The following is a 23,211-nucleotide window of genomic DNA, read 5'->3' on the forward strand; positions in this document are numbered from 1 at the left end:
ACTTCTCATTAACCTGGGAAGATACGATTATTTTGCCAAACCTTACTTATTATTGCGTCAAACGACAAGGACGCTGCTTTTGAAAACTTCTCAGCCAAACCTTTTTTAGTTGCATATTTAATTTGCACTAATTTATGAGATTTTGCACGAGCTTGCAGATAATCATCACTGGTTTGTAATTCATCTACAAGACCTAAATCTTTTGCTTGCGTCCCAAACCAATGCTCTCCCGTAGCCACCTTTGCAATATCAAGACTTGGTCGGTGCTCACTGACAAAGTTTTTGAATAAAATATGGGTCTCCTCCAGCTCTTCAACAAACTTTTCACGACCTTTATCGGTGTTTTCGCCAAACATAGTCACCGTTCGCTTGAATTCACCAGCAGTGAACTGCTCAAAATCAACATCATTTTTCTTTAATAGTTTATTAAAATTTGGTACTTGGGCAATAACACCAATCGAGCCAATAATGGCAAACGGTGCTGATACTATTTTATTCGCCACACAGGCCATCATGTAGCCACCACTCGCGGCAACTTTATCAACAGAAGCGGTTAATGGAATATTATGTTGGCGAATGCGATCAAGTTGCGACGAGGCTAAACCGTAACCATGTACCATACCGCCACCACTTTCTAAACGCACAAACACTTCATCAGTTGGTTTTGCTACCGTTAAGATAGCACTGATTTCTTCACGTAAAGAGCTAACTTCTTTGGCATCAATACTGCCATTAAAATCAACAACAAATAGACGTGGTAACGACTCTGGCTTTTCTTCACCCGTCTTATTCGCTTTTTTATCAAGTTTAGCTTGCTCTTTAGCTGCTTTTTTATCTTGTTTTTCTTTTTCTTTAAACTCTTCTTTTGAAAGTAAGTGATGAGTAATATCTTCTTCAACTTCATTATATTGCTCAGATAAATCAGTTATTTCTAACTCACCCTTTTTCCCGCCTTGTTTCATCGCTGATGACGCGATAGCAATAATAATGGCAATTACTGCAATGACAAAGGTAATGGTTTTAGCTAAAAACAAGCCATATTCGTACAAAAATTCCAATGTGTCTCTCCTAACTGACAAACTAACTCACGTTAGCTTTACTGTTGCGCTTTAATTTCTAAAATTATGATATCTAACAATATGGGGGATATAGTTTATAAAAAAAGGGCCAATAGCCAATTATGTAAAAAAGTTACTCAGTAGTATTAATAATTGGGGATATTGCTGCAATATATAGAGGTTTAATACCAATAATGTCTTTTATCCATAGCTAGCGTCAAATAATACAAAGCTAAATCCTGTTGATTAGATATAAAAAAGCCCTCATATGAGGGCTTTATAAAACAAAAATTAATTTAACTATTGTTTAACAACTTCAGGGTCAGTAATTTTAATTAATTGTCCCATCGAAGCAAAGAATGTTGCCACCTGTGTTTGCATTTCTTGTGTCGCACGGGCACTCAAGACAGCGTCCGGAGATGCAGCATTAGGTCGTGGGTCAAGAATAGAACTGTGATGACCATTAACAAACCTAACCACACCAGAACCATTTGTATCTTCACTTACGCCTTGTAATCCAAGGAAAGCAATAGCAGGCTCTGTTCCACCCATAGGTGTAAATGGCGCGGTGTTAGTAACGGTTTGATCTGAAAGATTATCAACACCATTACCAACAACTTCAATAAGATGTGTCGGTGTTTGTGTCGCTGCCAGTGCTTGTACATAAGCAATAGGGTCACCAGAATCAGTTACCGTTTGAGCTGCAAATGTAAATTGTGCAAAGCCAGCATCTAAAGTTGCTTTATCTGTTGCATCTAACGCATCATAAAATGCAAAATAAAAGGCACTCAACTCGTCTTGGCTATAGTCATCAGGGAGCGCTTCTTCAGCAGCCGCTTTAAACGCAGGTGATAGTTGTAAGGTTAAGTTTGACTTAGCTAAACCTTCAAACGCAGGTGAATCTAACCCAAAGTTAGCGAGCATTAAACCAGGCATAGCAAGTGACGTACTGCTAATTTTAAACAGAGGATCAACTTGAGGATCTAATGGCGTGTTAGCTAAACCAACAGTATTCATGCCATAAATGCCGCCCAGTGAATGCCCAAGTAAGTGGACTTTACTGGTATCAATGTTAACACTGTTATCCGCACTGCCTAAAAAGTTCATGCCAAGGCGTAAACCCAATAAATCAGCAGTACTTTGGCGTGTATTATCGCGCATGGTCAGCATACTGCCTAGATTAACATAATGTAATGTTGAAACTGTGCTGGTGTTTATCTCGTCACCAGGGTTAGTTGGGTCAAGATCAAAGCCGCGGCTACCATGCAATGGTTGATCAATAGCGATGGTAGCAATACCATACAATGACAATAAACCCGTAATTGGTAACATTTGCTCTTTTGTTGAAGTAATGCCGTGCACTAATATCGCAACAGGCCAACCATTTGCTGGTTCTTCAAGGGCAGGTAAACTCATGCTTGCACGCACCTGGTTAGCTACAGCTATATCAGGTGTGGTCATTTGTACATCAATCGGTAACATTGCGCTAGTAGCGGGAATAGGATTAAATTTAGTTAAATTACGCTCAGTATCAATTGCCATTACTGAACTTAAATCACGTAAACCAAACTCCATACAAAAGCCATCATTTGCATCTAATGGTCCGGCAGGTATCGCTGAGGGATTAGCCGCCGCTAAACCAGCAAGCGTAGCACCTGAATCACAACGAGCACGCCACCAATCGTTCACTGGTGCTAAGGCGTTTTCAGCTGACGGTACACCAGAATAATAAGGTAAAGTAATTGAACCTCGGATATAGTTTGCTGCTGAGTATAGTGGTACTAAGGATGCTGGAATTGCATCACCCAAAACAGTCGCTACAGAAAGGCCTGTATCAGCCACACCAACGGCAGGAATACCTTGTTGAGCATTAGCCACCATTTGCGGCAACGTAACTTTAGCCATTACCGCTTTAACGGTGCTTAATACCCGTGTTGTCGATTGTGTCGTCATTGCAGCACTATATATAATGCTATCCTTTTCAACACCAGCAGCAACCACAGCAGACTCATAACTATTAATTGCGCCTTGTAAAACTAACTGAGACTCACTACCCAAAGGTAAGGTATTGATATCTTGTCGAGCCAACTCATAAGTTGTAGAACCCGCAACAGCTTTACCATTATTATCACGAAGATTGTTTGTCATCACCATGACATAAGTAGTTTCAGCTTTTAGGGGCTGAATTGGCACGAACATAACATTATCACCCGACTTTTGGGTTACAAAGTGTTCACCAAACACTAGTTCACCGACAACTTTACAAGCTAAACCACGAGTAACAGTTGCACAATCAGCATCGGCGGCATTGCCACCCATAATAGTTTCAAACACACGAACCGAGCCTGGCTCTGATGCACTACTCGCATCTAATGATGTACCAGCAGGAAACTCTATGGCAAGCGGGAAAGGTTGAGATATAGACCATCCATCAAGTGCGCTAATCGCAACAAAAGGGTCTGAGCCGTCGGTTGCGTCCTCAACAGGGATTTCTAATGTACCATCTACGGTACCAGAGAAAATCAAATCGTTCGGAATAGAAAGTCCGGCAGCGCCAGCAGCTGGATCAAATTTAACACGAGCTGATGCTGTTACGGCAGTGCCATTTTCAACAACTTCATTTTCAACATCTTTGATTGTTTCATCGCCACAAGCACTTAAACCTAAAGAGCTGGCTATTGCGAGACTGAGTACTAGCTTATTCATTTTATCTCCCCACGGACTAATCTTTATGTATATACCTAATTACGTTTTTAAGAATATATTTATTATTTTCGTTCTTATTGTTGATTTTCATACCTATCCTAGTAATACCATCAACTTGTTAGACCAGTCAAACTTAACTCAAGAATAGATCAAGTGCTAGTGATTTTTTGATTTATTCGTAGTTTTTCCTCCGCAAATAGCGTTTACTGACGAAAACACTCGTCAATATAGTGAACAAAGTAGTAGAATTATTAACAAATTTTTTTAGTAACTAATCCTATGTTTGACTACTCAATTACTCCACAAACTCTAGCCAATAAAACCATTTTAATCACCGGGGCAGGTGCTGGCATTGGTCGCCAAGCAGCACTAACCTATGCTGAATTAGGCGCTACGGTTATTTTATTAGGGAAAACTGTCGCGAAACTTGAAGCCGTTTATGATGAAATATTGGCAAAAGGCTACCCAGAGCCCGCAATTGTACCCCTTGATCTAAAAGGCTCAACAAAACAAAACTATATAGACTTAGCCGCAACAATAGCGAATCAGTTTGGACAATTAGATGGTGCATTACTTAATGCATCAATGTTAGGTGAACTAACCCCTTTTAATCAAATTCATGAGCAAATTTGGCAAGATGTTATGCAAGTCAATGTTAATGCGCAGTTTTTACTAGCACAAGCATTAATACCTGTTCTTTTAAAAGCTGACAATGCATCACTGGTATTTACTTCATCAGGTGTTGGTAATAAAGGTAAAGCTTATTGGGGAGCTTACAGTGTCTCTAAATTTGCAACTGAAGGCATGATGCAGGTTATTGCCGATGAGTATGAAAACAGTACGTTAAGAACTAACGCTATTAACCCCGGCGCTACCAACACGAATATGCGCTCAAGTGCGTACCCTGCAGAGAATAAAGAAACTATCGCTTCGCCTATTGATATTATGCCACTTTATGTATATCTCATGGCGGATGATAGTAAAGCCGTTAATGGTCAAAGACTAAACGCACAAGGTTAATAGCATAAAACTGAGTTTCACATGCTTTAAACAGATAAAAAAGGCCAACATGATGTTGGCCTTTTTATTAATCTTTTATTTGCTAAACAATGCGCTAGCGTAATTCACGTCGTAGTATTTTACCAACATTTGTTTTTGGCAAATCGTCACGGAATTCAACAATTTTTGGCACTTTATAATTGGTTAAGTTTTCACGACAATATTTTATTAACGCTTCTTCCGTCAAATTAGGGTCAGTGCGAACAACAAATATTTTTACGACTTCACCAGAAACTTCATGTGGTATGCCTATGGCTGCAGCTTCAAGCACACCATCATGACTAACAACAACCTCTTCTATTTCATTGGGAAAAACATTGAAGCCTGAAACAATGATCATGTCTTTTTTACGATCAACAATTTTAAAGAAGCCATTTTCATCCATACAAGCAACATCACCTGTCGCTAACCAGCCATCTTTTAATACTTCATCTGTTGCTTCTTGACGTTTATAATAACCTTTCATGACCTGCGGACCTTTAACCCACATCTCACCTGCCTCGCCCATTACAGCGTCGCTACCATCTTCTTTAACGATACGAATATCTGTAGATGAGGCTGGTAAACCAATACTGCCACTATAATGCTGTTGATTATAGGGACACAAAGTTACTAACGGCGCACATTCAGTTAAGCCATACCCTTCAAGTAAACGTGATTTCGTAACACTCTCCCATTTTTCAGCGACCGGGCGTTGAACCGCCATACCGCCGCCAAGCGATAGTTTTAAATTAGAGAAATCAAGGTCACTAAAACCTGGTGTATTTAATAAACCATTAAAAAGCGTATTCACCCCAGTAATAGCGGTAAAGTCATATTTATTTAACTCTTTAACAAAACCAGGCATATCACGCGGATTAGTGATTAATAAGTTGGTGCCACCTAGCGTAATAAACGTCAAGCAATTAGCGGTTAAAGCAAAGATATGATAAAGCGGTAAAGCAGTAACAACTAACTCTTTGCCTTCTTCAAGCTGAGGTTTAATTGCTGCTTTAGCTTGCTCTAAATTTGCCACCATATTTCTGTGCGTTAACATCGCACCTTTTGAAACACCTGTTGTACCACCAGTATATTGTAAAAAGGCTAAATCTTCGCCACACAGTTCAACAGGGCTAAAGCTTAACTTATGACCTTTAGATAACGCTTTATTAAAGTGTTCAACATTACTTAAATTAAACGCTGGTACCATTTTCTTAACGTATTTAACCACACTGTTAACCACTGCACCTTTAATGGTACCTAAACGGTCACCAAGTGAGGTAAGAATAACTTTTTCAACAGGTGTTTTATCAATAACTTTCTCTAAAATACTGGCAAAATTTTGAATAATCAAAATCGCTTTAGTATTTGAGTCTCTTAATTGATGTTCTAATTCGCGTGGTGTATATAACGGATTCACATTAACAACAGTTAAACCTGCTAACAAAGCGCCAAAGAGTGCAATAGGATACTGCAAACAATTAGGCACCATGATGGCAAATTTATCACCTTTAACTAAACCGAGATCTTGTTGTAAATATGCAGCAAAGTCAGTGGCTTGTTGAGCAAGTTCACGATAGCTTAATTCCGCGCCCATATTGATAAATGCTGAACGATCAGCATACATCTTGGTATATTTATGAAACATATCAACAATTGAAGCGTACTTATCAGGATCAATTTCATATGGAACGCCGGGAGGATAACTCTTCTCAAGCCAAATTTTTTCCACTGTGCCTTTCCTCTTTTAATTCTTATGCTTAATTTTAATGATACGTTTTAACAAATTTTCACTGGTCGATCCAGTAAATTTAAACACTTGTTTAAATTTAACAGATAATTGCTCTGCTTATTATAGATGAAGTGACTAACGTTTTATCTATCTCTGCTTATTTTTTATGCTTAATAAGCTCAGTAATCAATTTCGCTGCCTGCTCGGGCTGCTCCATGTGAACATGGTGGCCCCCCAGTAATTTATGTTGCTGAAAGTTTTGATACAATGGTCCAAAGCATGCTAAACCGGTTGTAACCATTTCCATGCCTTTATCGCCATAAATAAGCTGTACTGGTGCTGTAACATCAGCAACAAGCTGCTTAGCTTGTGCCAAGGTAAATCGGTAAGGGGATGTTGCACGTAAGCGACTATCTGAACGCCAAATAAAGCCTTTTTCTGTCTGCTCAATCCCACGTTTTACAATCAGAGCAGCATGTTCTGTTTTTAAATCTGACACCGATACCCTTGCGGCAACAGCTGACTCGATAGTCATATGTGTACTTTTAGGTTTTACATGGCGAGTTAAGCGACTCAAAAGCCCTTTGCGCAATTGCACCGTGGTTTCCGCTGTATCTGAGGTTAAAATACCAATAGCATCAATCAAGGTTAATGATCTAACATGTTCAGGGAATGCCGCAGCAAAAGCTGACGCCACCATAGCCCCCATAGAGTGAGCAATAATATCAATCGCCTGCCATTGCTGAGCACGAAACAAAGCAATAAGATCATAAACCCAATCTAAGAAATGATAATGAGCATCAGGGCCACGATGGCTTGATAGCCCGTGACCGGGCCAATCGATAGCAACAACATGGTAGTCATTTAAATAAGGCATCAAAGGCTGAAAGCTAGCCGCATTATCTAGCCAGCCATGTAAGCATAAAAGCAGCGGTTGCTGTTCATTACCATTACTGATCCCACAAATCTGTTGACCATTAACAGTATATGTAACGGGTTTCATTACGTTAGCTCTAAACATATAAATCCTTTATTAAGTCAGGAGTTGTTACTCCTTAATGTCTGCTAGTAAACGATATCCTACTGAGCCGATAAGTTGCAAATAGCCCTGCAGTAAACCACAGTAACACCCATATTACTTCTGGAATATAGGTAATATCAGCCAAAGCTGCACCATCGCCCCGTGCTTGGCCATCAAGTAAATATAAAGGACTCATTAAGCTATTCGCTAATACTAATAACCCGGTCATTTTCAATAACGTTTGAAGATGTTTTTGAGAAGAGTATTTCAACTGCGCCAAGACTAAAGCAAGTAAAACCAGTACAATGAATAAGGTTAATAAGTCCCGTACCCACAAAACAATGCTACCCGCGAGTAAAATAACTAATAGCAGAGAAAAAAACTGTGCTACCTTGCGGTGAATGGATGCTAAAGAAAAGAATAAACAGCCCCATAGGATAGCTCCTCCATAGCCCATTAAACTGATAAGGAAGGATGATCCACCACGCGTAGTGCACAAACCAGCACCATTTGGAAATAATTGGATTCGTACAATATTACCACCGGTTACTAATGCTGTTAAACCATGGCTAATTTCGTGAAAATAACTCTCTAACCATTTGAAAGGGATAGATATAAAAGGTAGTTGCAAAATAATAAATGCTGCAAGAAACATCAACCAAAATTGATACTTTTGAGCCATACTCAAAGATTTTTTTGTAGAAACTGTACTGGATTTTTGCTCGAAGGAATTAGGCAAATAAATCAACACCAAAAACTTGTTCAATGTTATCGCGCGCTGCAAGAGTATCAACCGATTGATAAGCGGCTACAGCGAGTTTATTTTGATTTGATGGTGCATCATATCCACTGCTGTAGCTGTTTTGCTGATTACTTTGTTGTGCGTTGTTATTACTATCACCATAAGCCGATGGTTGTTCACGTTCGATTAAAGCAATAGCTTGCTCATCAATATCAAAACGTTGACGTGTGTCGGCATCAAGCTGTGACTTTTGACTTTTACTTTCTTCAGCGCTCTGCGTTTCACGCGCAGCTACTCTTGCACGCTGCTCTTGGGCTTGTACAGAAGAGTTATTCCCTAAAGCAATAGGTGCCTGGGAAACAAAATTGGCTGAGTTATTAACTTGCATAAATACTAATTTAACAAATTTCTAGTCAAGGTGAAAACTATTTTTTATTTTGATGGCGGTAAATTGATAACAATCAATAAATCTTACTCGCGACCCGGCAGCTTTTTCCATGACACAGTATCGCGCACATATTTCGGTTGAGCATGCTCTGCTGCAACGCTGTGTTCACTAAAATCAACTTGCCCTATCGTCAACATCGCGACGGCTGAAGGGAATAAGATATCAGGAGCTGCTTCATTTGACTTTAACTCACTCAATACCGAATATGCTTCCCAGCCAGTTCCTACACCATAAGCTGGCAGCGATAAATGACTATAATATTGCGCAACTAACTCAGGGTTTAACACCGCCTCTTCAGTCATGGCTTGCATGATACCCTGCTGATTAACTTCGAAATAACAGGTATAAACTTCTGACATACGAGCATCAATAGCGGCAATAACTTTATCTTGGCCTTTTTCATCATAAGCTTGTTGAGCCATAGCTTGCAACGTTGACACACCACGCGCATTTAACTGCGCTGAAAATGCTAAACCTTGTGTTACACCTATACCAATGCGCACTCCAGTAAAACTACCTGGCCCTTGACCAAAGATAATGCCATCTAACTCAGTTAATGTGCAGTTAGCTTGCTTTAATACGCTATCAACCATAGGTAACAAACGTAAACTATGGGACTGTGGACACAGTTCGTATTCACTAAACTGTTGATCTAAATATTTAATTGCTACTGAACAAGCTTCAGTTGAGGCATCAATGGCCAAAAAATTCACGTCAAAAACCTTTTTAAAATTAGAGTGCTGTTAATCGCACAAGTTTATCATTATTTTATCAATGGCATGAGTAATCTTTAGCCCTAAGCTGAGTTTACTGCTGAACTAACTTGCCATTGGCTGATATTTTATGACAGTTGTGATAAAAAATCAGCGGCTTGATTAATATTCCGGCTTCGCTTCATATCAGGCAAACTTTTCAAGAAAACTTGCCCGTACGGGCGGTTGACCAATCTATCATCACATATCACTAATATGCCATTATCATTTACATCTCGAATTAAGCGCCCTACCCCTTGCTTGAGCGAGATAACGGCTTGCGGTAATTGGATCTGCATAAATGGGTCTTTGCCTTGGCGTTTTACGTCTTCACTACGCGCTTGCAGCAAAGGATCATCGGGTGAAGCAAACGGTAGTTTATCAATGATAACGCAGGTTAATTTATCACCGCGCACATCAACACCTTCCCAAAAGCTTGCTGTTGCTAGTAATACGGCTCGGCTTTGCTCTACAAACTCTTCTAATAATTTTCGTTTGCCCATTTGGCCTTGCACTAATAAAGGGTTATCAATACTATCAGCTAATAATTCTGCCACTTGATGCATCACCCGATAACTCGTAAAAAGCATAAAGCAAGCACCTTTACTAGCCTCTATCAATGGTATAGCAAGTTCGCTCAATGCTTTAGCGCGGTTTTTGTCATTTGCTGCGGGCAGATAACGCGGAATAATTAACTGTGATTGTTTAGCATAGTCAAATGGGCTATCAAGCAATAAACTGGCTGAGTGTTCAATACCTAAATGACGAGAGAAGTGCTTAAATTCACCGTCCACAGCCAATGTTGCTGAAGTAAAAACCCAACCTGCACCTGAGTCTTTAACATAATTGCCAAACTTTTCTGCAACCGACAAAGGCGTTTTATGCAACACTACATGTCGCGATGTGGTTTCATACCAAAAACTCATGCCCATAGCATCAACATCGGCCATAACATCGTATTGTGCTAGTAAATTTACAGCCCTATCAAAACAATTATCAATGGCTTCATTGCGCGAAACACACAGTTTTATCACTTGATAAAGAAAGTCTAAATCCGTTTTTAACAACTTAAAAGCATGAGAAAATCGTTGTTGCTTGTGCTTTTCACGCCAATTTCCTCGTTCAGGGTCGTAGTTAAATAATAAGCGAAACTCTTGGCTCGTTTTTAATAGTTTCTCTGCCGCTTTACCTAACTGCTTTACGTCCGTGAGTTCACTGCGATATACCTGCAAAACATCACTACAAAGATCCAACAACTGACGAGTAGAGAAAGCCTCTCCAAAATATTCACTAGCAATATCAGCAATTTGATGTGCTTCATCAAATATCATCACATCAGCTTTGGGAATTAACTCACCAAAGCCAGTATCTTTTAACGCCATATCTGCAAAAAACAAATGATGATTAACCACCACTAAATCTGCATCAATAGCTTTCTCTCGTGCTTTTATTAAATAACAGTCATCAATATTAGGGCAATCTTTAGCTAAGCAATTATCAACCGTACTGGTAACAAAAGGAAAAACCGCTGAACCTTCAGTTACATTAACTACTTCGCCAATATCACCCGTGTGAGTACCATTTGCCCAAGTACGCACTTTAACAAAGTCGGCTAATGTCTGTGCATCAAGTTGACCCCGTGATTGCTGATACTGCTCTAAGCGATATAAACACAGGTAATTTGCACGGCCTTTTAATAAGGCTATTTGTGCATTGCTCGCTAGCGCTTGACGAATTAAGGGTAAATCTTTGTGGAATAGTTGCTCTTGCAGATTCTTTGTTCCGGTTGAAACGATAATTTTTTTCTGACCTTGGTCATTTTCAGCATTGGCTTTATTCGCCAACAGAGCAGGAATTAAATAGGCAAAGGTTTTGCCGGTCCCGGTACCTGCCTCAACAACAAGCGAAGTTTTTTTCTTGATAGCATTAGCCACTGCAAGTGCCATATCAAGTTGAGCCTGGCGTGGAGAAAAGCCCTTAATCGCTTTCGCTAAAGCACCTTGATGTGAAAATGCATGTTCTACAGCACTCATTGAGATATAACATTGATAAATTTGCGCGTATTATATAACGATATGAGCGCAAGATGCGAGTTTCACAATACGACTCATTTCAGCAAAAGTTAACCGCATAAAAGCCTTATAAATACCAAAACAAAATTTTGCAGTATTCACCTGCCTGAAAATAAAAACACAATAAACATAGCCTCAAACACAAATAACTAAGAGCATTTAGACAAAAAGATCTAAGTGAGGTTTACCATCTTTTTCTTCTAGCGTTGAGCTTTCACTGTCTTCAAAGACATCAATATGTTGACCTGTGTTATCTTCAGGTACCTTAGTGGCTTCAGGTAAATTATGGTCCTTATTTGTCTCTTTGTCGCTCTCTTCTTCTTTGTTGAGCCCTTTTTTACTGATAGGTTTATTAAAATATAGTGCAGGATCTTCAAGTCCTTCGATGTCATCAGATACATCATTTGTTGGCGAAGTTTTTTCTGGTGCTTTAACTTTTAAATCCGCAGGCTTGATCGGCACAGGTGCAACGCGTGTCAATGCGGTAGTAAAAATATCCATTGTAGCCTCCCTCTTAATCAGGTTATCAATAATACGGTGAGCCAAAATCCAATAACTTATAAATACAGTTACAACATAGTTATCGACATTAGCCGCACAAACTTTAAATAGTTAACCTGAACTCTGGATAAGCAGCACTCATTATCCAGAGTTCAGGTTAGTTAATATTACCTCTGCTTAGATCAAAACAATACTAGCTTAGTTCAAAATATAATATCGAGTTAAAATTAAACACTTGCTCTAGCTGAAAAATACACGTAATGTAAAAGCCAAATTAAAGTAACTACTTTAAAAAATCGCTAGCTTGGCTCAGCAACTAAAGTAGTCGTATAATAACTTACACCAAATACTAAGAGTAAATAACACATGACTTTAAACCTGATTGCTATTCATCTTCATCACCATCATACGAATTAGCTGCTCAGGTTTATTCGCTGAGGGGCTATGAACCTTTCAGCGGTGTAAGATAAATAAAAACTAATGTCTAAACCCCCGAAAGAGTTCATCTCTCTCGGGGGTTTTCGCATTTTTATGACCTTGAAATTGTATATACATGATATTTTTTCAGCAATTTTAGCCACATAAAAGCGCGATTTTACAGTACAAAATATTTAAAATTTAATAGGAAAAGACCATGACAACAGAACCACGCTTAAGAATTGCAATGCAAAAATCAGGTCGTTTAAGCGACGACACACAAGCACTATTGAAACGCTGTGGACTTAAACTCAACGTTTCAGATCGCCGCCTATTGGCACATGTAACAAATATGCCGATTGATATTATGCGCGTACGAAGTAGCGATATCCCAGGGCTTGTGATGGATGGTGTTTGTGACTTAGGTATTGTTGGCGACAATACCTTAGAAGAAACAGCATTAGAGCGTGCTTTAATGGGGCAGAAATCACAATACATTCGTACTTCAGGCTTAAATTTCGGTGGCTGTCGATTATCAATTGCCATGCCAGAAGGTTTTGATTATCAGGGTATTGAAAGCCTAAATGGACTAAGATTTGCCACAACCTACCCGCAATTATTAAATCGTTATGCCAAAGAAAACGGAATTAACGTTGAATTTTGCTTATTAAAAGGCTCTGTAGAAGTAGCCCCTCGCGTTGGATTATCTGATGGTATTTGTGACTTAGTTTCAACCGGTGCAACACTTGAAGCAAACGGCTTAGTTGAAGTAGAAGAAATTTTCCGTTCAAAAGCATCATTAATTCAAACAGCTAGTACCTTAGCTCCTGAAAAACAAAGCATTCTTGATACACTATTACCTCGTATTCAAGGTGTGATGAAAGCAAAAGAAAGCAAATATATCATGCTGCACGCACCAAAAGATAAAATAGCGCAAGTAAGCGCTCTAATGCCAGGTAAAGAAACGCCAACTATCTTACCTTTAGCAGGACGTGATGATCTGGTTGCAGTGCATGTTGTTGCCACTGAGACTTTCTTCTGGGAAACCATGGAGCAACTTAACGCTTTAGGTTGTAACTCTATTTTAGTGATGCCAATAGAAAAAATGATGGGATAAATAATCGTTCCTAGCCAATAAGTGTTTTACATTTATTGGCTAAACAACGCACTTCCTTTCTAGCGTAAATTATGAAAAGTTGAATATGATGAAAAACGAAATAATCAATTGGCAAAACTTGTCAGATACCGAGCGTAAACTTGCCTTATCTCGCCCTGCTATCGCAGAAAGTGGCTTGTTGTCACAACAAGTAGAAAACATTTTAAGTAATGTCAGAAAAAATGGCGATAAAGCTTTATACGATTTAACTGAAAAGTTTGATGGCGTAAAGCTGACGACCTTACGTGTGAGTCCAGCACAAGTTAATGCTGCAAAAAATAGATTAACCGCTGCTCGATTAAACGCCATCGAAAGTGCTTATGCCAATATCAAGCGTTTTCACCAAGCACAAATCAGTGCAGATATTCGGGTAGAAACAACGCCTGGTGTTATTTGTACATTAAAAACAGAAGCTATCGCGAGTGTTGGTTTATATATTCCAGCAGGCAGTGCCCCGCTACCTTCAACCGTATTAATGTTAGGCGTGCCGGCACAATTGGCACAGTGCCCACGCAAAGTTTTAGTTTGTCCTCCAGATAAAAATGGCCAACTAGCAGACGAAATATTAGTTGCTGCATCGCTATGTCAAATAGATGAAATATACAGTGTTGGTGGCGCACAAGCCTGTGCCGCTTTAGCATTTGGCACTGAAACTATAGCTGCGGTTAATAAAATATTCGGTCCTGGCAACAAGTATGTTACCGAAGCTAAAAAACAGCTATCACAACAAGTAAATGGCTTTGCTATTGATATGCCAGCCGGGCCATCAGAAGTTTTGGTCATTGCCGATGCCCAAGCAAATGCCAGTTTTGTTGCCGCTGATTTATTATCACAAGCGGAGCACGGCCCTGATAGCCAAGTAATACTGTTATCTGACAGCACAAGCTTAATTGAACAAGTGCAAACAGCATTAGTGAGCCAATTAGCTGAACTTTCAAGAGCAAGTATAGCTGAACAAGCACTACAACAAAGCCGTTTGATATTAACTAAAGACTTAGCTCAAGCTGTTGAAGTGTCAAATGAATACGGCCCTGAACATTTAATTATTCAAACCGAAAACGCTCAACAATTATTAGCGGAATTACGAAATGCGGGTTCTATTTTTGTTGGCGCTTATACCCCCGAATCGGCCGGTGACTATGCCAGTGGCACTAACCATGTATTACCCACCTATGGGTACTCAAAGGTCATTAGCAGCTTGTCATTAGCAGATTTTTCTAGACGTTTCACCGTACAAGAAATTAGCCGTGAAGGTTTAAATAATTTAGCACAGTGCATTTGTGAACTTACCGATGCTGAAGGTTTAGACGGTCACAAACGTGCCGTGACTATTCGCTTAGAAGCTGAGTCACCTGAGCAAAATAGCACGCAAAAACAACGCTCGGAGGCATAAATGAGTATTGCAAATAAACTCGCTCGTAAAGAGCTAATCGCTATGGTGCCTTATCAATCAGCACGTCGACTATTTGCCAGTAGTGGTGATATGCAAGGTAAAATTTGGCTCAACGCTAACGAAGCATCAGGCCCTGGAAATTATCAAGTTAATAGTGATAGCATTAATCGCTATCCTGACTTTCAACCTGAAAATTTACTTAAGGCTTACAGTCAATATTGTCAGCTACCAACAGAGAACATCTTGGCTACTCGCGGCGCCGATGAAGGTATAGAGTTGATCATTAGAACTTTTTGCCAAGCCTATCAAGATAGCGTGTTAATTTGCCCTCCGACTTATGGCATGTATGCCATCAGCGCCGAAAATCACGGTGCTGATATTATCAAAGTGCCATTAACTAAAAATCTAACACTCGACCTAGCGGGGTTAAAAGCTCAAGTAGGTCAGGCAAAAGTGGTATTTTTATGTTCGCCAGGTAATCCAACCGGCAATTTATTATCACAAGATGAGATCCAAGCTGCCCTTGAGTTATTTGCTGAATCAGCCATGGTTGTAGTTGACGAAGCCTATATTGAATTTAGCCCTGAGCAATCTGTGGCAAGCTGGTTAAAAAAATATCCACATTTAGTGGTTTTAAGAACACTATCAAAAGCCTTTGCTTTAGCAGGTTTACGCTGTGGCTTTACACTTGCTAATACCGATGTTATCGCTATGCTCAGCAAAGTGATTGCACCTTACCCTGTGTCAGCACCAGTTGCTGATATTGCTAGCACAGCATTAGCATCATCAGGTCTAGAGCAAATGAATATCCGTGTGCAAGAAACCAACGAACTACGTGTACAACTTATTCACTGGTTAGCGCAACAAGAATGGTGTAGTCAAGTATTTAACAGCGACGCTAATTTCGTTTTATTTCGCTGTCAAAATGAGACCATCAAAAGCTTTATTTTCGATGGTCTCGCTAAGCAAGGGATCTTAATTCGCGATCAATCCAAGCAGCTGAATTTAAGTGATTGTTTGCGTATTAGTATTGGTAGCGAAGACGAACTCAACTTGCTAATGAAAAGTATAAAAAATAGCTTTGCTAGCGAAAAAATTAACACCAATAACGTTATCACCACAAAAGCCTAAACGGCGGCAGAAGAGAATTAGTATGAGCCAAGAAAACATTTTATTTATTGACCGTGACGGTACCTTAATTGAAGAACCTGTCAGCGACAAACAAGTTGACAGTTTAGCAAAGTTAGTTTTTGAGCCTAACGTGATACCTGTCCTGATCGCCTTACAAAAAAAGGGTTATCGTTTAGTTATGGTGTCAAACCAAGATGGTTTGGGTACACAAAGCTATCCACAAAGCGATTTTGACCTGCCGCATGATAAAATGATGGCAATGTTTACCTCGCAAGGTATTAACTTCGATGATGTACTACTTTGTCCTCACTTTGAGGCTGATAATTGTAGCTGCCGTAAACCAAAGTTAGGTTTAGTCAGTGACTACTTACAACAAGGTAAAGTCAATTTCGCCAATTCTTATGTCATAGGTGATCGTGAAACCGACATTCAATTAGCCGCTAATATGGGCATAAAAGGCCTTAAATACGATAGACAGTCACTTAATTGGAACGATATTGCCGAGCAATTACTGACTCAAGCACGTACTTCACAAGTAACGCGCACCACTAAAGAAACCGACATTAATGTCGCGATTAACTTAGATAAAGTGGGTGATATTAGCATCAAAACAGGCTTAGGTTTTTTTGATCACATGCTAGAGCAAATAGCTGCCCATGGCGGATTTAGTATGCAAGTTAAGGTTGATGGCGATTATCACATTGATGAACATCACAGTGTTGAAGATACCGCCTTAGCTTTAGGTCAAGCACTTAAGCAAGCCTTGGGAGATAAGCGCGGTATTGGCCGTTTTGGCTTTGTTTTACCAATGGACGAATGTCGCGCCGAATGTTCGATTGACCTTTCTGGGCGTCCTTGGCTAGAGTTTGATGCCAACTTTACCGATAACATGGTCGGACAAATGTCAACACAAATGGTTTCGCACTTTTTCCGCTCACTCGCTGATTCAATGGCCATCACTTTACACCTTTCAACCACTGAGGGTAATTGTCATCACCAAGTTGAAAGTTTATTCAAAGTCTTTGGCCGTGCTTTGCGACAAGCAATAACGGTATCAGGCGATGATTTACCGAGCACTAAGGGATGTTTGTAAGATGAACAAAAACAAGCCAGCTAACTTTGTTATTGTTGATACCGGTTGCGCAAACTTAGCGTCGGTAAAGTTTGCCGTCGAGCGTTTAGGCTTTGCAATTACTATTTCCGATGATATCAACACCATAAAAAACGCTGATAAAGTCATTCTTCCCGGTGTAGGTAGTGCTCGCCATGCAATGGAGAATATACAAGCTAAAGGCTTAGTAGCGACTTTACAACAGCTCAAACAGCCTGTTTTGGGCTTTTGTTTAGGTATGCAACTGATGGCGCGCTCTTCTGTTGAAGGTGCAAAAACAGACGAAGTAGTGCAATGCTTAGCGTTGATCCCAACCGACATATGCCCGCTTGACGCAAAAGATTTACGTATGCCACATATGGGTTGGAATACGTTAACGCAGGTCAGCGACCACCCAGTTTTTGCTGGTATTAACGCTGAAGACTATTTTTATTTTGTCCATAGTTTTGCGGCGCCAGTGTCCGAGTATACTGTCGCACGTTGTCAGTATGGCAGCGAATTTTCTGCTGCAATTGCTAAAGACAACTTTATTGGTTGTCAATTTCACCCTGAGCGCTCAAGTAGCCTTGGCAGTAAAATTATTAAGAATTTTTTGGAGATGTAAATAATGATGATCCCTGCAATAGACTTAATTGACGGCGAAGTCGTACGATTATTTCAAGGAGATTACCAGCAAAAGACCCAATATCAGTACACGGCCAAAGAGCGGCAAGATGCTTATGCTAAGGCAGGTGCAACCGTGATGCACTTTGTTGATTTAGATGGCGCAAAAGACAGCACTAAACGTCAATTAACCTTACTTAAAACCCTCGTTAAACACGACAGCATGACCATTCAAGTAGGTGGCGGAGTTCGATGTAAAGCTGACGTACAACAGTTACTGTCTTTAGGAGCTGACCGTATTGTTATAGGCTCATTGGCTATCAAAGAGCCGGCACTAGTGCAACAATGGTTAACTGAGTTTGGTGGTGAACATATTGTCTTAGCACTCGATGTAAAAATTGATGCTTCAGGTAACAAAACACTCCCAACCCATGGTTGGATAAAAGACAGTGGCGTTAATTTGGAAAGCTTGTTAGATGATTACATCGCCGCAGGCTTGATCCACGTATTATGTACCGACATCAGTAAAGATGGCACATTAAGTGGTAGTAATGTCGAAATGTATCAAGAGCTTTGCCAACAATACCCAGGCATTAAATGGCAAGCCTCAGGTGGTATTGGTTCACTAGATGATATTAAAGCATTAATTCCTACCGGTGTAGACGGTGTTATTCTTGGCCGCTCATTATTAGAAGGTAAATTTACCTTAGAGGAGGCGATCGCATGTTGGCCAGACGCATAGTTAAAGAGATGACAGCTTGCCTTGATGTTTGCAACACTAAGGTCATCACTATGGTCACAACAACTAAATTGGGTGACTATAAAATGAAGGAGTTTTTCCTATGTTAGCCAAACGTATAATTCCTTGCCTTGATGTTCGCGACGGTAAGGTTGTTAAAGGCGTACAATTTCGTAACCATGAAATTATTGGTGATATCGTCCCACTTGCGCAAAAATACGCAGAGGCTGGTGCCGACGAATTAGTTTTTTATGATATTACCGCTAGCTCTGACGACCGTGTAGTAGATAAAAGCTGGGTAAGTCGCATAGCACAAGTTATCGACATACCTTTTTGTGTTGCCGGGGGTATCAAAACCGAAGCGGATGCGAAACAAATTTTAATGATGGGCGCTGATAAAATATCTATCAACTCTCCAGCATTAAGAGATCCAAGTTTAATATCACGTTTAGCCGATATATTTGGTCAGCAATGTATCGTGGTTGGCGTTGATAGCTTTTTCAATCAAGACGCCAATAATGGTTTAGGTGAGTATCAAGTTTACCAGTTCACCGGCGATGAATCGCGCACACAGAAAACTAAATGGCGAACACTCGATTGGATCCAAGAAGTACAAAAACTTGGTGCAGGAGAAATTGTACTTAACTGCATGAATCAAGACGGTGTCCGGCAAGGTTATGATATTGCACAGCTAAGCCAAGTGCGAAAATTATGTAATGTGCCATTAATTGCCTCTGGCGGTGCCGGTGAAATATCGCACTTTGTTGATGTTTTTCAACAAGCAGATGTTGATGGTGCACTTGCGGCTAGCGTGTTTCATAAGGGCATTATCGCCATGGATGAATTAAAGCAACACTTACAAAATGAAAAAGTGGAGATCAGATTATGCTAATAACACAGCAAAATATCAGCCAATTGGCATGGGATAAAATGGCCGGCATGATCCCTGCCATAATACAGCACCAAGATACTGGTGCGGTGTTGATGCAAGGTTATATGAATGTTGAGGCATTAGAGCAAACATTAAATTCTGGCCTAGCGACCTTTTATAGCCGTGCCAAACAAGCACTTTGGTGCAAAGGTGAAACTAGTGGCAACTATTTAAAAGTCAGCCAAATAATCACTGACTGTGACCAAGACAGTTTGCTTATTGCTTGTCGTCCACAAGGTCCCACTTGCCACTTAGGCACAGAGTCTTGTTTTCCGGAGCAAACCATTAGTCAGCAAAACTTTCTAAGCCAGCTCGAACAAGTGATTGCAAGTCGCAAAAATGATGCTCCAGAAGACAGTTATACTGCTCATTTATTCTCACGTGGCACCACGAAAATGGCTCAAAAAGTGGGTGAAGAAGGTGTAGAAGTAGCATTAGCTGCAGTTGCAGAAACCAAAGAAGACTTATTAGGCGAATGTGCGGATTTGTTTTATCACACCTTAGTATTGCTACAAGATCAAAATATCGAACTTAATGAGGTAATGGCAGTATTACAAGCAAGGCACCAAAAAAAATAAGCCATTAAGTTTAAATCCCCCTGTTTAAAGTAAGTTTAATTCGATTAATAGTTTTTTTCTTCGAATTAAACTTACTGACTACCTGCTCTTTAAGAATCAATAACCTATCAAAATCCAGTACAACAAAAGCAGCTTACAAAAAGTAAAATGAAATCCACAAAAGCCAGTGTACAAAAGGCTTACAGGCTTTTTTACTTGACGAATGAATTTTGAACAAACTATAATATATGCCTAAATTCTAGGATGTAAAAGGTAACGCTAAGGATTAGCATATGTTTAAATATTACTCACTTAAAAAGTACAGTAAAAAGCTTCTGCCGGCGCTTGAAAAACGCTATGGTAAGGCAAAATATTATAGCGCCTCGCAAGTGCGAGCCACTATTTATCAACATGATTTTAACCCCAAATATTTACCGCTAGCCTACTTACTATTTCTTGAAAAAAACAGCTTAAAAAATGTCATATATCTCGAGTTTCCAGAACTTAATATGGCGCAATATAAACAGGAAATCTGTCAATATCTTGCTCGAAAGCAAAGTAACATGCACTTGAAAGAGCTACATGCCCTTGTTATTAATGACTAAATAGCAATTAACCTGACGTGTTTAATATTGTTTCGATAGTTTTTAAATGGGCTATAAAATACGAATCTTTTATTTCTTGTGCTAGGATAATAATAAGCACGCTAGCCCATGCTATATCGCCTCCATTATTCATTGATAAGAAGTTAATCAAGTATGACGGTTAAATTAAAGCACCGCCCAGTAGAAGACAAAATACTTTTAACAGTAACCGCTTTAGCCATATTAGTGATACTTCCATTTCTTATTGGTAGTATTCAAAGCCAAGAAACAACTGCAATTATCATTGACCTTTTGGCGGTATTAGGGTCAAGCATTATTTTTTCCGGTGTTTGGTTTAGCAACAATACAAAGTTTTACAGCAGTGTACTTGCTGTTTTTATGCAGGCTCTAGTTTTAGTCGCTTTAAAGGTAGAAGGAGCAAGTTTACTATATTGGGTATTCCCAATTGTTATTGCCACTTTTTATTTACTCTCGCCCGTTACCGCTATTTTATGTAACAGTTTATTCATTACCTTGGCATGCTTTATTAGCTACCAACAATTCGATAACTTTACCTTACATCGTATTATCGGCGCACTAGTGTTAACCAATATGTTTGCCTGTGCACTTTCTCTGTTTATGCAAACTAAAAATCGTCAGCTATCAGAACAAGACAAAATCAACAAAGTGCGTAATAACATTTTAGAGTTAATCGCCCGCTCAAGTAAATTATCAAAAGTATTACCTGCTGTTATTAAAGGTATTGAGCATGAATACCCTAACGCTATGTGTAGTATTTTATTACTCGATAAAGCAGGAAAGCACTTAACATTAGGTGCTGCTCCGAGTTTACCCGACTTTTACAACGAAGCCGTAGAAGGCATAGAAATTGGTAAAGGTATGGGGTCATGTGGTACTGCAGCATACACAAGAAAAAGAGTTATTGTCAGCGATATAGCAACCCACCCTTATTGGGCCGCGTGGACTGCATTAGCAAAAAAAGCGCAACTTGCTGCCTGTTGGTCAGAGCCGATTATCGATAACCAAGGGAATGTTCTGGGTACCTTTGCGATTTATCATAATAAAATATCGGCCCCCAAAGAACTTGATTTTAAACTCATCGAACAATTTGCTAATTTAGCACGTATTGCAATTGAGCGTGAAAAAGCCAACAAAATAATTTGGCAACAAGCTAATTTTGATAGTTTAACTAACTTACCCAATCGTAACTTATTACATGAACATCTAACCACAGCTGTCGACAATGCCAAACGTAATCAAGAGCAACTCGCTATTATTATGTTAGACCTTGATAACTTTAAAGATGTGAATGACTCTTTAGGTCATAATGCTGGCGACATTTTACTTATTGATACCGCAAAGCGTATCAAACAATGCCTAAGAAAAAATGACATTGTTGCACGATTAGGCGGCGATGAGTTTATTATCGTACTGGTCGGTACTAGTACAGACAGCGATATTGATAACATTGGCCAAAAGTTATTAAATACGCTTGCGCAGCCTTACACTATTGAACAAAAAAGCGTTTATTGCACTGCAAGTATAGGCATTGCGCTTTATCCAAACGATGCCCTGTCGATAGACGCGCTGCTAAGAAACGCAGACCAAGCTATGTATGGCGCAAAAGCCCGCGGACGTAACAGTATTCATTACTTTACCGAAAATATGCATATCAACTTTCTCAAGCGCATGGAGATCATTCAAGATCTACGAATTGCCCTCACCGAGCAACAATTTCATTTGGTTTATCAGCCCATTGTTGACCTAACAAATAACCGTATCGCTAAAGCAGAAGCACTTATTCGTTGGCAGCACCCTGAAAAAGGCTTAATTTCACCCTTAGACTTTATTTCTGTTGCAGAAGAAACTGGACTTATTGTAGAAATTAGTGAGTGGGTATTTAATGAAGTATCACAACAAGTACAAAAATGGCGAAACAGCCACTGTCACAACCTAATGATCAGCATTAACACATCACCAGTGCAATACCGAAATAAAGGCCAACAAATTATTGCTTGGGCGAAGTCATTATTGCAACAAAATATACCTCCTGAAGCGATATCAATTGAAATAACAGAAAACTTATTGATGGAAAATCAAGCAGAAGTAGTGCGAGCACTGGATAATATTCGTCGGCAAGGGTTAACTGTGTCTATTGACGACTTTGGCACGGGCTATTGCTCTTTTTCTTACCTGAAAAATTTCTCAATTGACTATTTAAAGATTGATAAAAGCTTTGTTCAAAACATGTCTGTAGACAATAAAGATGTCGCGCTTTGTGAAGCAATCATCGTTATGGCTAATAAACTCAATATCAAAGTTATCGCCGAAGGTATAGAAACTGAACAGCAAAGAGAAATTTTAATAGAGGCCGGCTGTCGCTTAGGGCAAGGTTATTTATTAGCAAGGCCGCTATCAACGGCGGATTTTGAGCAATTACTGATTAATCAAAATATTTAATATCGCTTACTCTCTTGCGACATTTTTCAGAATAAATA

At 39.6% G+C, this 23,211-nt stretch carries 20 protein-coding genes; 11 read left to right on the top strand and 9 right to left on the bottom strand.

Translation table 11 applies throughout. The features are described 5' to 3' along the window. Positions 1–8: 8 nt before the first annotated feature. Positions 9–1,058 carry a protease SohB gene (gene sohB, locus B0169_RS05690; RefSeq protein ID WP_077285005.1) on the bottom strand — a complete coding sequence of 350 codons (1,050 nt, stop codon included), beginning with the start codon at positions 1,056–1,058 and terminating at the stop codon, positions 9–11. A gap of 300 nt (positions 1,059–1,358) precedes the next feature. Continuing rightward, entirely contained in the window at positions 1,359–3,764 is a 2,406-nt protein-coding gene (locus B0169_RS05695) for a VolA/Pla-1 family phospholipase (protein ID WP_077285006.1), read from the bottom strand. Between the two features lie 279 nt (positions 3,765–4,043). Between B0169_RS05695 and B0169_RS05700 the strand changes: the two genes are divergently transcribed. Beyond that, positions 4,044–4,784, top strand: a complete 741-nt coding sequence (locus tag B0169_RS05700) for a YciK family oxidoreductase (protein ID WP_077285007.1) — start codon at positions 4,044–4,046, stop codon at positions 4,782–4,784. A 94-nt stretch (positions 4,785–4,878) separates the two neighbouring features. Here the strand turns inward: B0169_RS05700 and fadD are convergent, their stop codons facing one another. The 7 genes from fadD to B0169_RS05735 all read right to left on the bottom strand — a co-directional run bounded on the left by fadD (position 4,879) and on the right by B0169_RS05735 (position 12,070). Beyond that, a complete protein-coding gene (fadD, locus tag B0169_RS05705) occupies positions 4,879–6,534 on the bottom strand; it encodes a long-chain-fatty-acid--CoA ligase FadD (RefSeq protein ID WP_077285008.1) in 1,656 nt (551 codons plus the stop codon). 157 nt (positions 6,535–6,691) lie between these two features. Beyond that, a complete protein-coding gene (locus B0169_RS05710) occupies positions 6,692–7,555 on the bottom strand; it encodes an alpha/beta fold hydrolase (protein WP_077285009.1) in 864 nt (287 codons plus the stop codon). A gap of 34 nt (positions 7,556–7,589) precedes the next feature. Next, positions 7,590–8,237 (bottom strand): M50 family metallopeptidase, encoded by a 648-nt coding sequence (locus B0169_RS05715; RefSeq protein WP_077285236.1) that lies wholly within the window; start codon positions 8,235–8,237, stop codon positions 7,590–7,592. 49 nt (positions 8,238–8,286) lie between these two features. Beyond that, on the bottom strand, positions 8,287–8,685 hold the full coding sequence (locus tag B0169_RS05720; RefSeq protein WP_077285010.1) for a hypothetical protein: 399 nt from the start codon (positions 8,683–8,685) through the stop codon (positions 8,287–8,289). Between the two features lie 83 nt (positions 8,686–8,768). Then, the gene (gene tsaB / locus B0169_RS05725; RefSeq protein WP_077285011.1) at positions 8,769–9,458 is read right to left on the bottom strand and encodes a tRNA (adenosine(37)-N6)-threonylcarbamoyltransferase complex dimerization subunit type 1 TsaB; all 690 of its coding nucleotides are present in this window, start codon (positions 9,456–9,458) and stop codon (positions 8,769–8,771) included. A 128-nt stretch (positions 9,459–9,586) separates the two neighbouring features. Then, positions 9,587–11,530, bottom strand: a complete 1,944-nt coding sequence (locus B0169_RS05730; protein ID WP_077285012.1) for an ATP-dependent DNA helicase — start codon at positions 11,528–11,530, stop codon at positions 9,587–9,589. A 198-nt stretch (positions 11,531–11,728) separates the two neighbouring features. After that, positions 11,729–12,070, bottom strand: coding sequence for a hypothetical protein (locus B0169_RS05735; RefSeq protein WP_077285013.1), 342 nt, complete (start codon positions 12,068–12,070; stop codon positions 11,729–11,731). Positions 12,071–12,704: 634 nt separating this feature from the next. Here B0169_RS05735 and hisG point away from each other — a divergent pair. The 10 genes from hisG to B0169_RS05785 all read left to right on the top strand — a co-directional run bounded on the left by hisG (position 12,705) and on the right by B0169_RS05785 (position 23,173). Then, complete coding sequence (hisG, locus tag B0169_RS05740) at positions 12,705–13,604, top strand: ATP phosphoribosyltransferase (RefSeq protein WP_077285014.1); 900 nt, start codon at positions 12,705–12,707, stop codon at positions 13,602–13,604. Positions 13,605–13,692: 88 nt separating this feature from the next. Beyond that, entirely contained in the window at positions 13,693–15,036 is a 1,344-nt protein-coding gene (gene hisD / locus B0169_RS05745; RefSeq protein WP_077285015.1) for a histidinol dehydrogenase, read from the top strand. Next, positions 15,037–16,167, top strand: a complete 1,131-nt coding sequence (gene hisC, locus B0169_RS05750; protein WP_235838485.1) for a histidinol-phosphate transaminase — start codon at positions 15,037–15,039, stop codon at positions 16,165–16,167. It begins immediately after the preceding gene. 22 nt (positions 16,168–16,189) lie between these two features. Continuing rightward, positions 16,190–17,260, top strand: coding sequence for a bifunctional histidinol-phosphatase/imidazoleglycerol-phosphate dehydratase HisB (gene hisB / locus B0169_RS05755; protein WP_077285016.1), 1,071 nt, complete (start codon positions 16,190–16,192; stop codon positions 17,258–17,260). 1 nt (position 17,261) lies between these two features. Continuing rightward, complete coding sequence (hisH, locus tag B0169_RS05760) at positions 17,262–17,882, top strand: imidazole glycerol phosphate synthase subunit HisH (protein WP_077285017.1); 621 nt, start codon at positions 17,262–17,264, stop codon at positions 17,880–17,882. Positions 17,883–17,885: 3 nt separating this feature from the next. Next, positions 17,886–18,623, top strand: a complete 738-nt coding sequence (hisA, locus tag B0169_RS05765; protein WP_077285018.1) for a 1-(5-phosphoribosyl)-5-[(5-phosphoribosylamino)methylideneamino]imidazole-4-carboxamide isomerase — start codon at positions 17,886–17,888, stop codon at positions 18,621–18,623. A 100-nt stretch (positions 18,624–18,723) separates the two neighbouring features. Beyond that, positions 18,724–19,512, top strand: coding sequence for an imidazole glycerol phosphate synthase subunit HisF (gene hisF / locus B0169_RS05770; RefSeq protein ID WP_077285019.1), 789 nt, complete (start codon positions 18,724–18,726; stop codon positions 19,510–19,512). Beyond that, on the top strand, positions 19,506–20,129 hold the full coding sequence (gene hisIE / locus B0169_RS05775) for a bifunctional phosphoribosyl-AMP cyclohydrolase/phosphoribosyl-ATP diphosphatase HisIE (protein ID WP_077285020.1): 624 nt from the start codon (positions 19,506–19,508) through the stop codon (positions 20,127–20,129). Before hisF ends, hisIE begins: the two co-directional genes overlap by 7 nt. Positions 20,130–20,401: 272 nt before the next feature. Further along, positions 20,402–20,713: a DUF6559 family protein gene (locus B0169_RS05780; protein ID WP_077285021.1), complete on the top strand. Its 312-nt coding sequence runs from the start codon at positions 20,402–20,404 to the stop codon at positions 20,711–20,713. Between the two features lie 153 nt (positions 20,714–20,866). Continuing rightward, positions 20,867–23,173 (top strand): bifunctional diguanylate cyclase/phosphodiesterase, encoded by a 2,307-nt coding sequence (locus B0169_RS05785; RefSeq protein WP_202971808.1) that lies wholly within the window; start codon positions 20,867–20,869, stop codon positions 23,171–23,173. Positions 23,174–23,211: the final 38 nt, after the last annotated feature.

This window comes from Cognaticolwellia aestuarii (assembly GCF_002000025.1).
GTDB lineage: Bacteria > Pseudomonadota > Gammaproteobacteria > Enterobacterales > Alteromonadaceae > Cognaticolwellia > Cognaticolwellia aestuarii.

Bases quoted from the DNA above. Each gene is read 5' to 3' on its own strand.
- B0169_RS05695 (WP_077285006.1), bottom strand. From the start codon at position 3,764: ATGAATAAGCTAGTACTCAGTCTCGCAATAGCCAGCTCTTTAGGTTTA.
- B0169_RS05700 (WP_077285007.1), top strand. From the start codon at position 4,044: ATGTTTGACTACTCAATTACTCCACAAACTCTAGCCAATAAAACCATT.
- B0169_RS05710 (WP_077285009.1), bottom strand. From the start codon at position 7,555: ATGTTTAGAGCTAACGTAATGAAACCCGTTACATATACTGTTAATGGT.
- B0169_RS05715 (WP_077285236.1), bottom strand. From the start codon at position 8,237: ATGGCTCAAAAGTATCAATTTTGGTTGATGTTTCTTGCAGCATTTATT.
- B0169_RS05720 (WP_077285010.1), bottom strand. From the start codon at position 8,685: ATGCAAGTTAATAACTCAGCCAATTTTGTTTCCCAGGCACCTATTGCT.
- B0169_RS05730 (WP_077285012.1), bottom strand. From the start codon at position 11,530: ATGAGTGCTGTAGAACATGCATTTTCACATCAAGGTGCTTTAGCGAAA.
- B0169_RS05735 (WP_077285013.1), bottom strand. From the start codon at position 12,070: ATGGATATTTTTACTACCGCATTGACACGCGTTGCACCTGTGCCGATC.
- hisG (WP_077285014.1), top strand. From the start codon at position 12,705: ATGACAACAGAACCACGCTTAAGAATTGCAATGCAAAAATCAGGTCGT.
- hisD (WP_077285015.1), top strand. From the start codon at position 13,693: ATGAAAAACGAAATAATCAATTGGCAAAACTTGTCAGATACCGAGCGT.
- hisC (WP_235838485.1), top strand. From the start codon at position 15,037: ATGAGTATTGCAAATAAACTCGCTCGTAAAGAGCTAATCGCTATGGTG.
- hisB (WP_077285016.1), top strand. From the start codon at position 16,190: ATGAGCCAAGAAAACATTTTATTTATTGACCGTGACGGTACCTTAATT.
- hisH (WP_077285017.1), top strand. From the start codon at position 17,262: ATGAACAAAAACAAGCCAGCTAACTTTGTTATTGTTGATACCGGTTGC.
- hisA (WP_077285018.1), top strand. From the start codon at position 17,886: ATGATGATCCCTGCAATAGACTTAATTGACGGCGAAGTCGTACGATTA.
- hisF (WP_077285019.1), top strand. From the start codon at position 18,724: ATGTTAGCCAAACGTATAATTCCTTGCCTTGATGTTCGCGACGGTAAG.
- hisIE (WP_077285020.1), top strand. From the start codon at position 19,506: ATGCTAATAACACAGCAAAATATCAGCCAATTGGCATGGGATAAAATG.
- B0169_RS05780 (WP_077285021.1), top strand. From the start codon at position 20,402: ATGTTTAAATATTACTCACTTAAAAAGTACAGTAAAAAGCTTCTGCCG.
- B0169_RS05785 (WP_202971808.1), top strand. From the start codon at position 20,867: ATGACGGTTAAATTAAAGCACCGCCCAGTAGAAGACAAAATACTTTTA.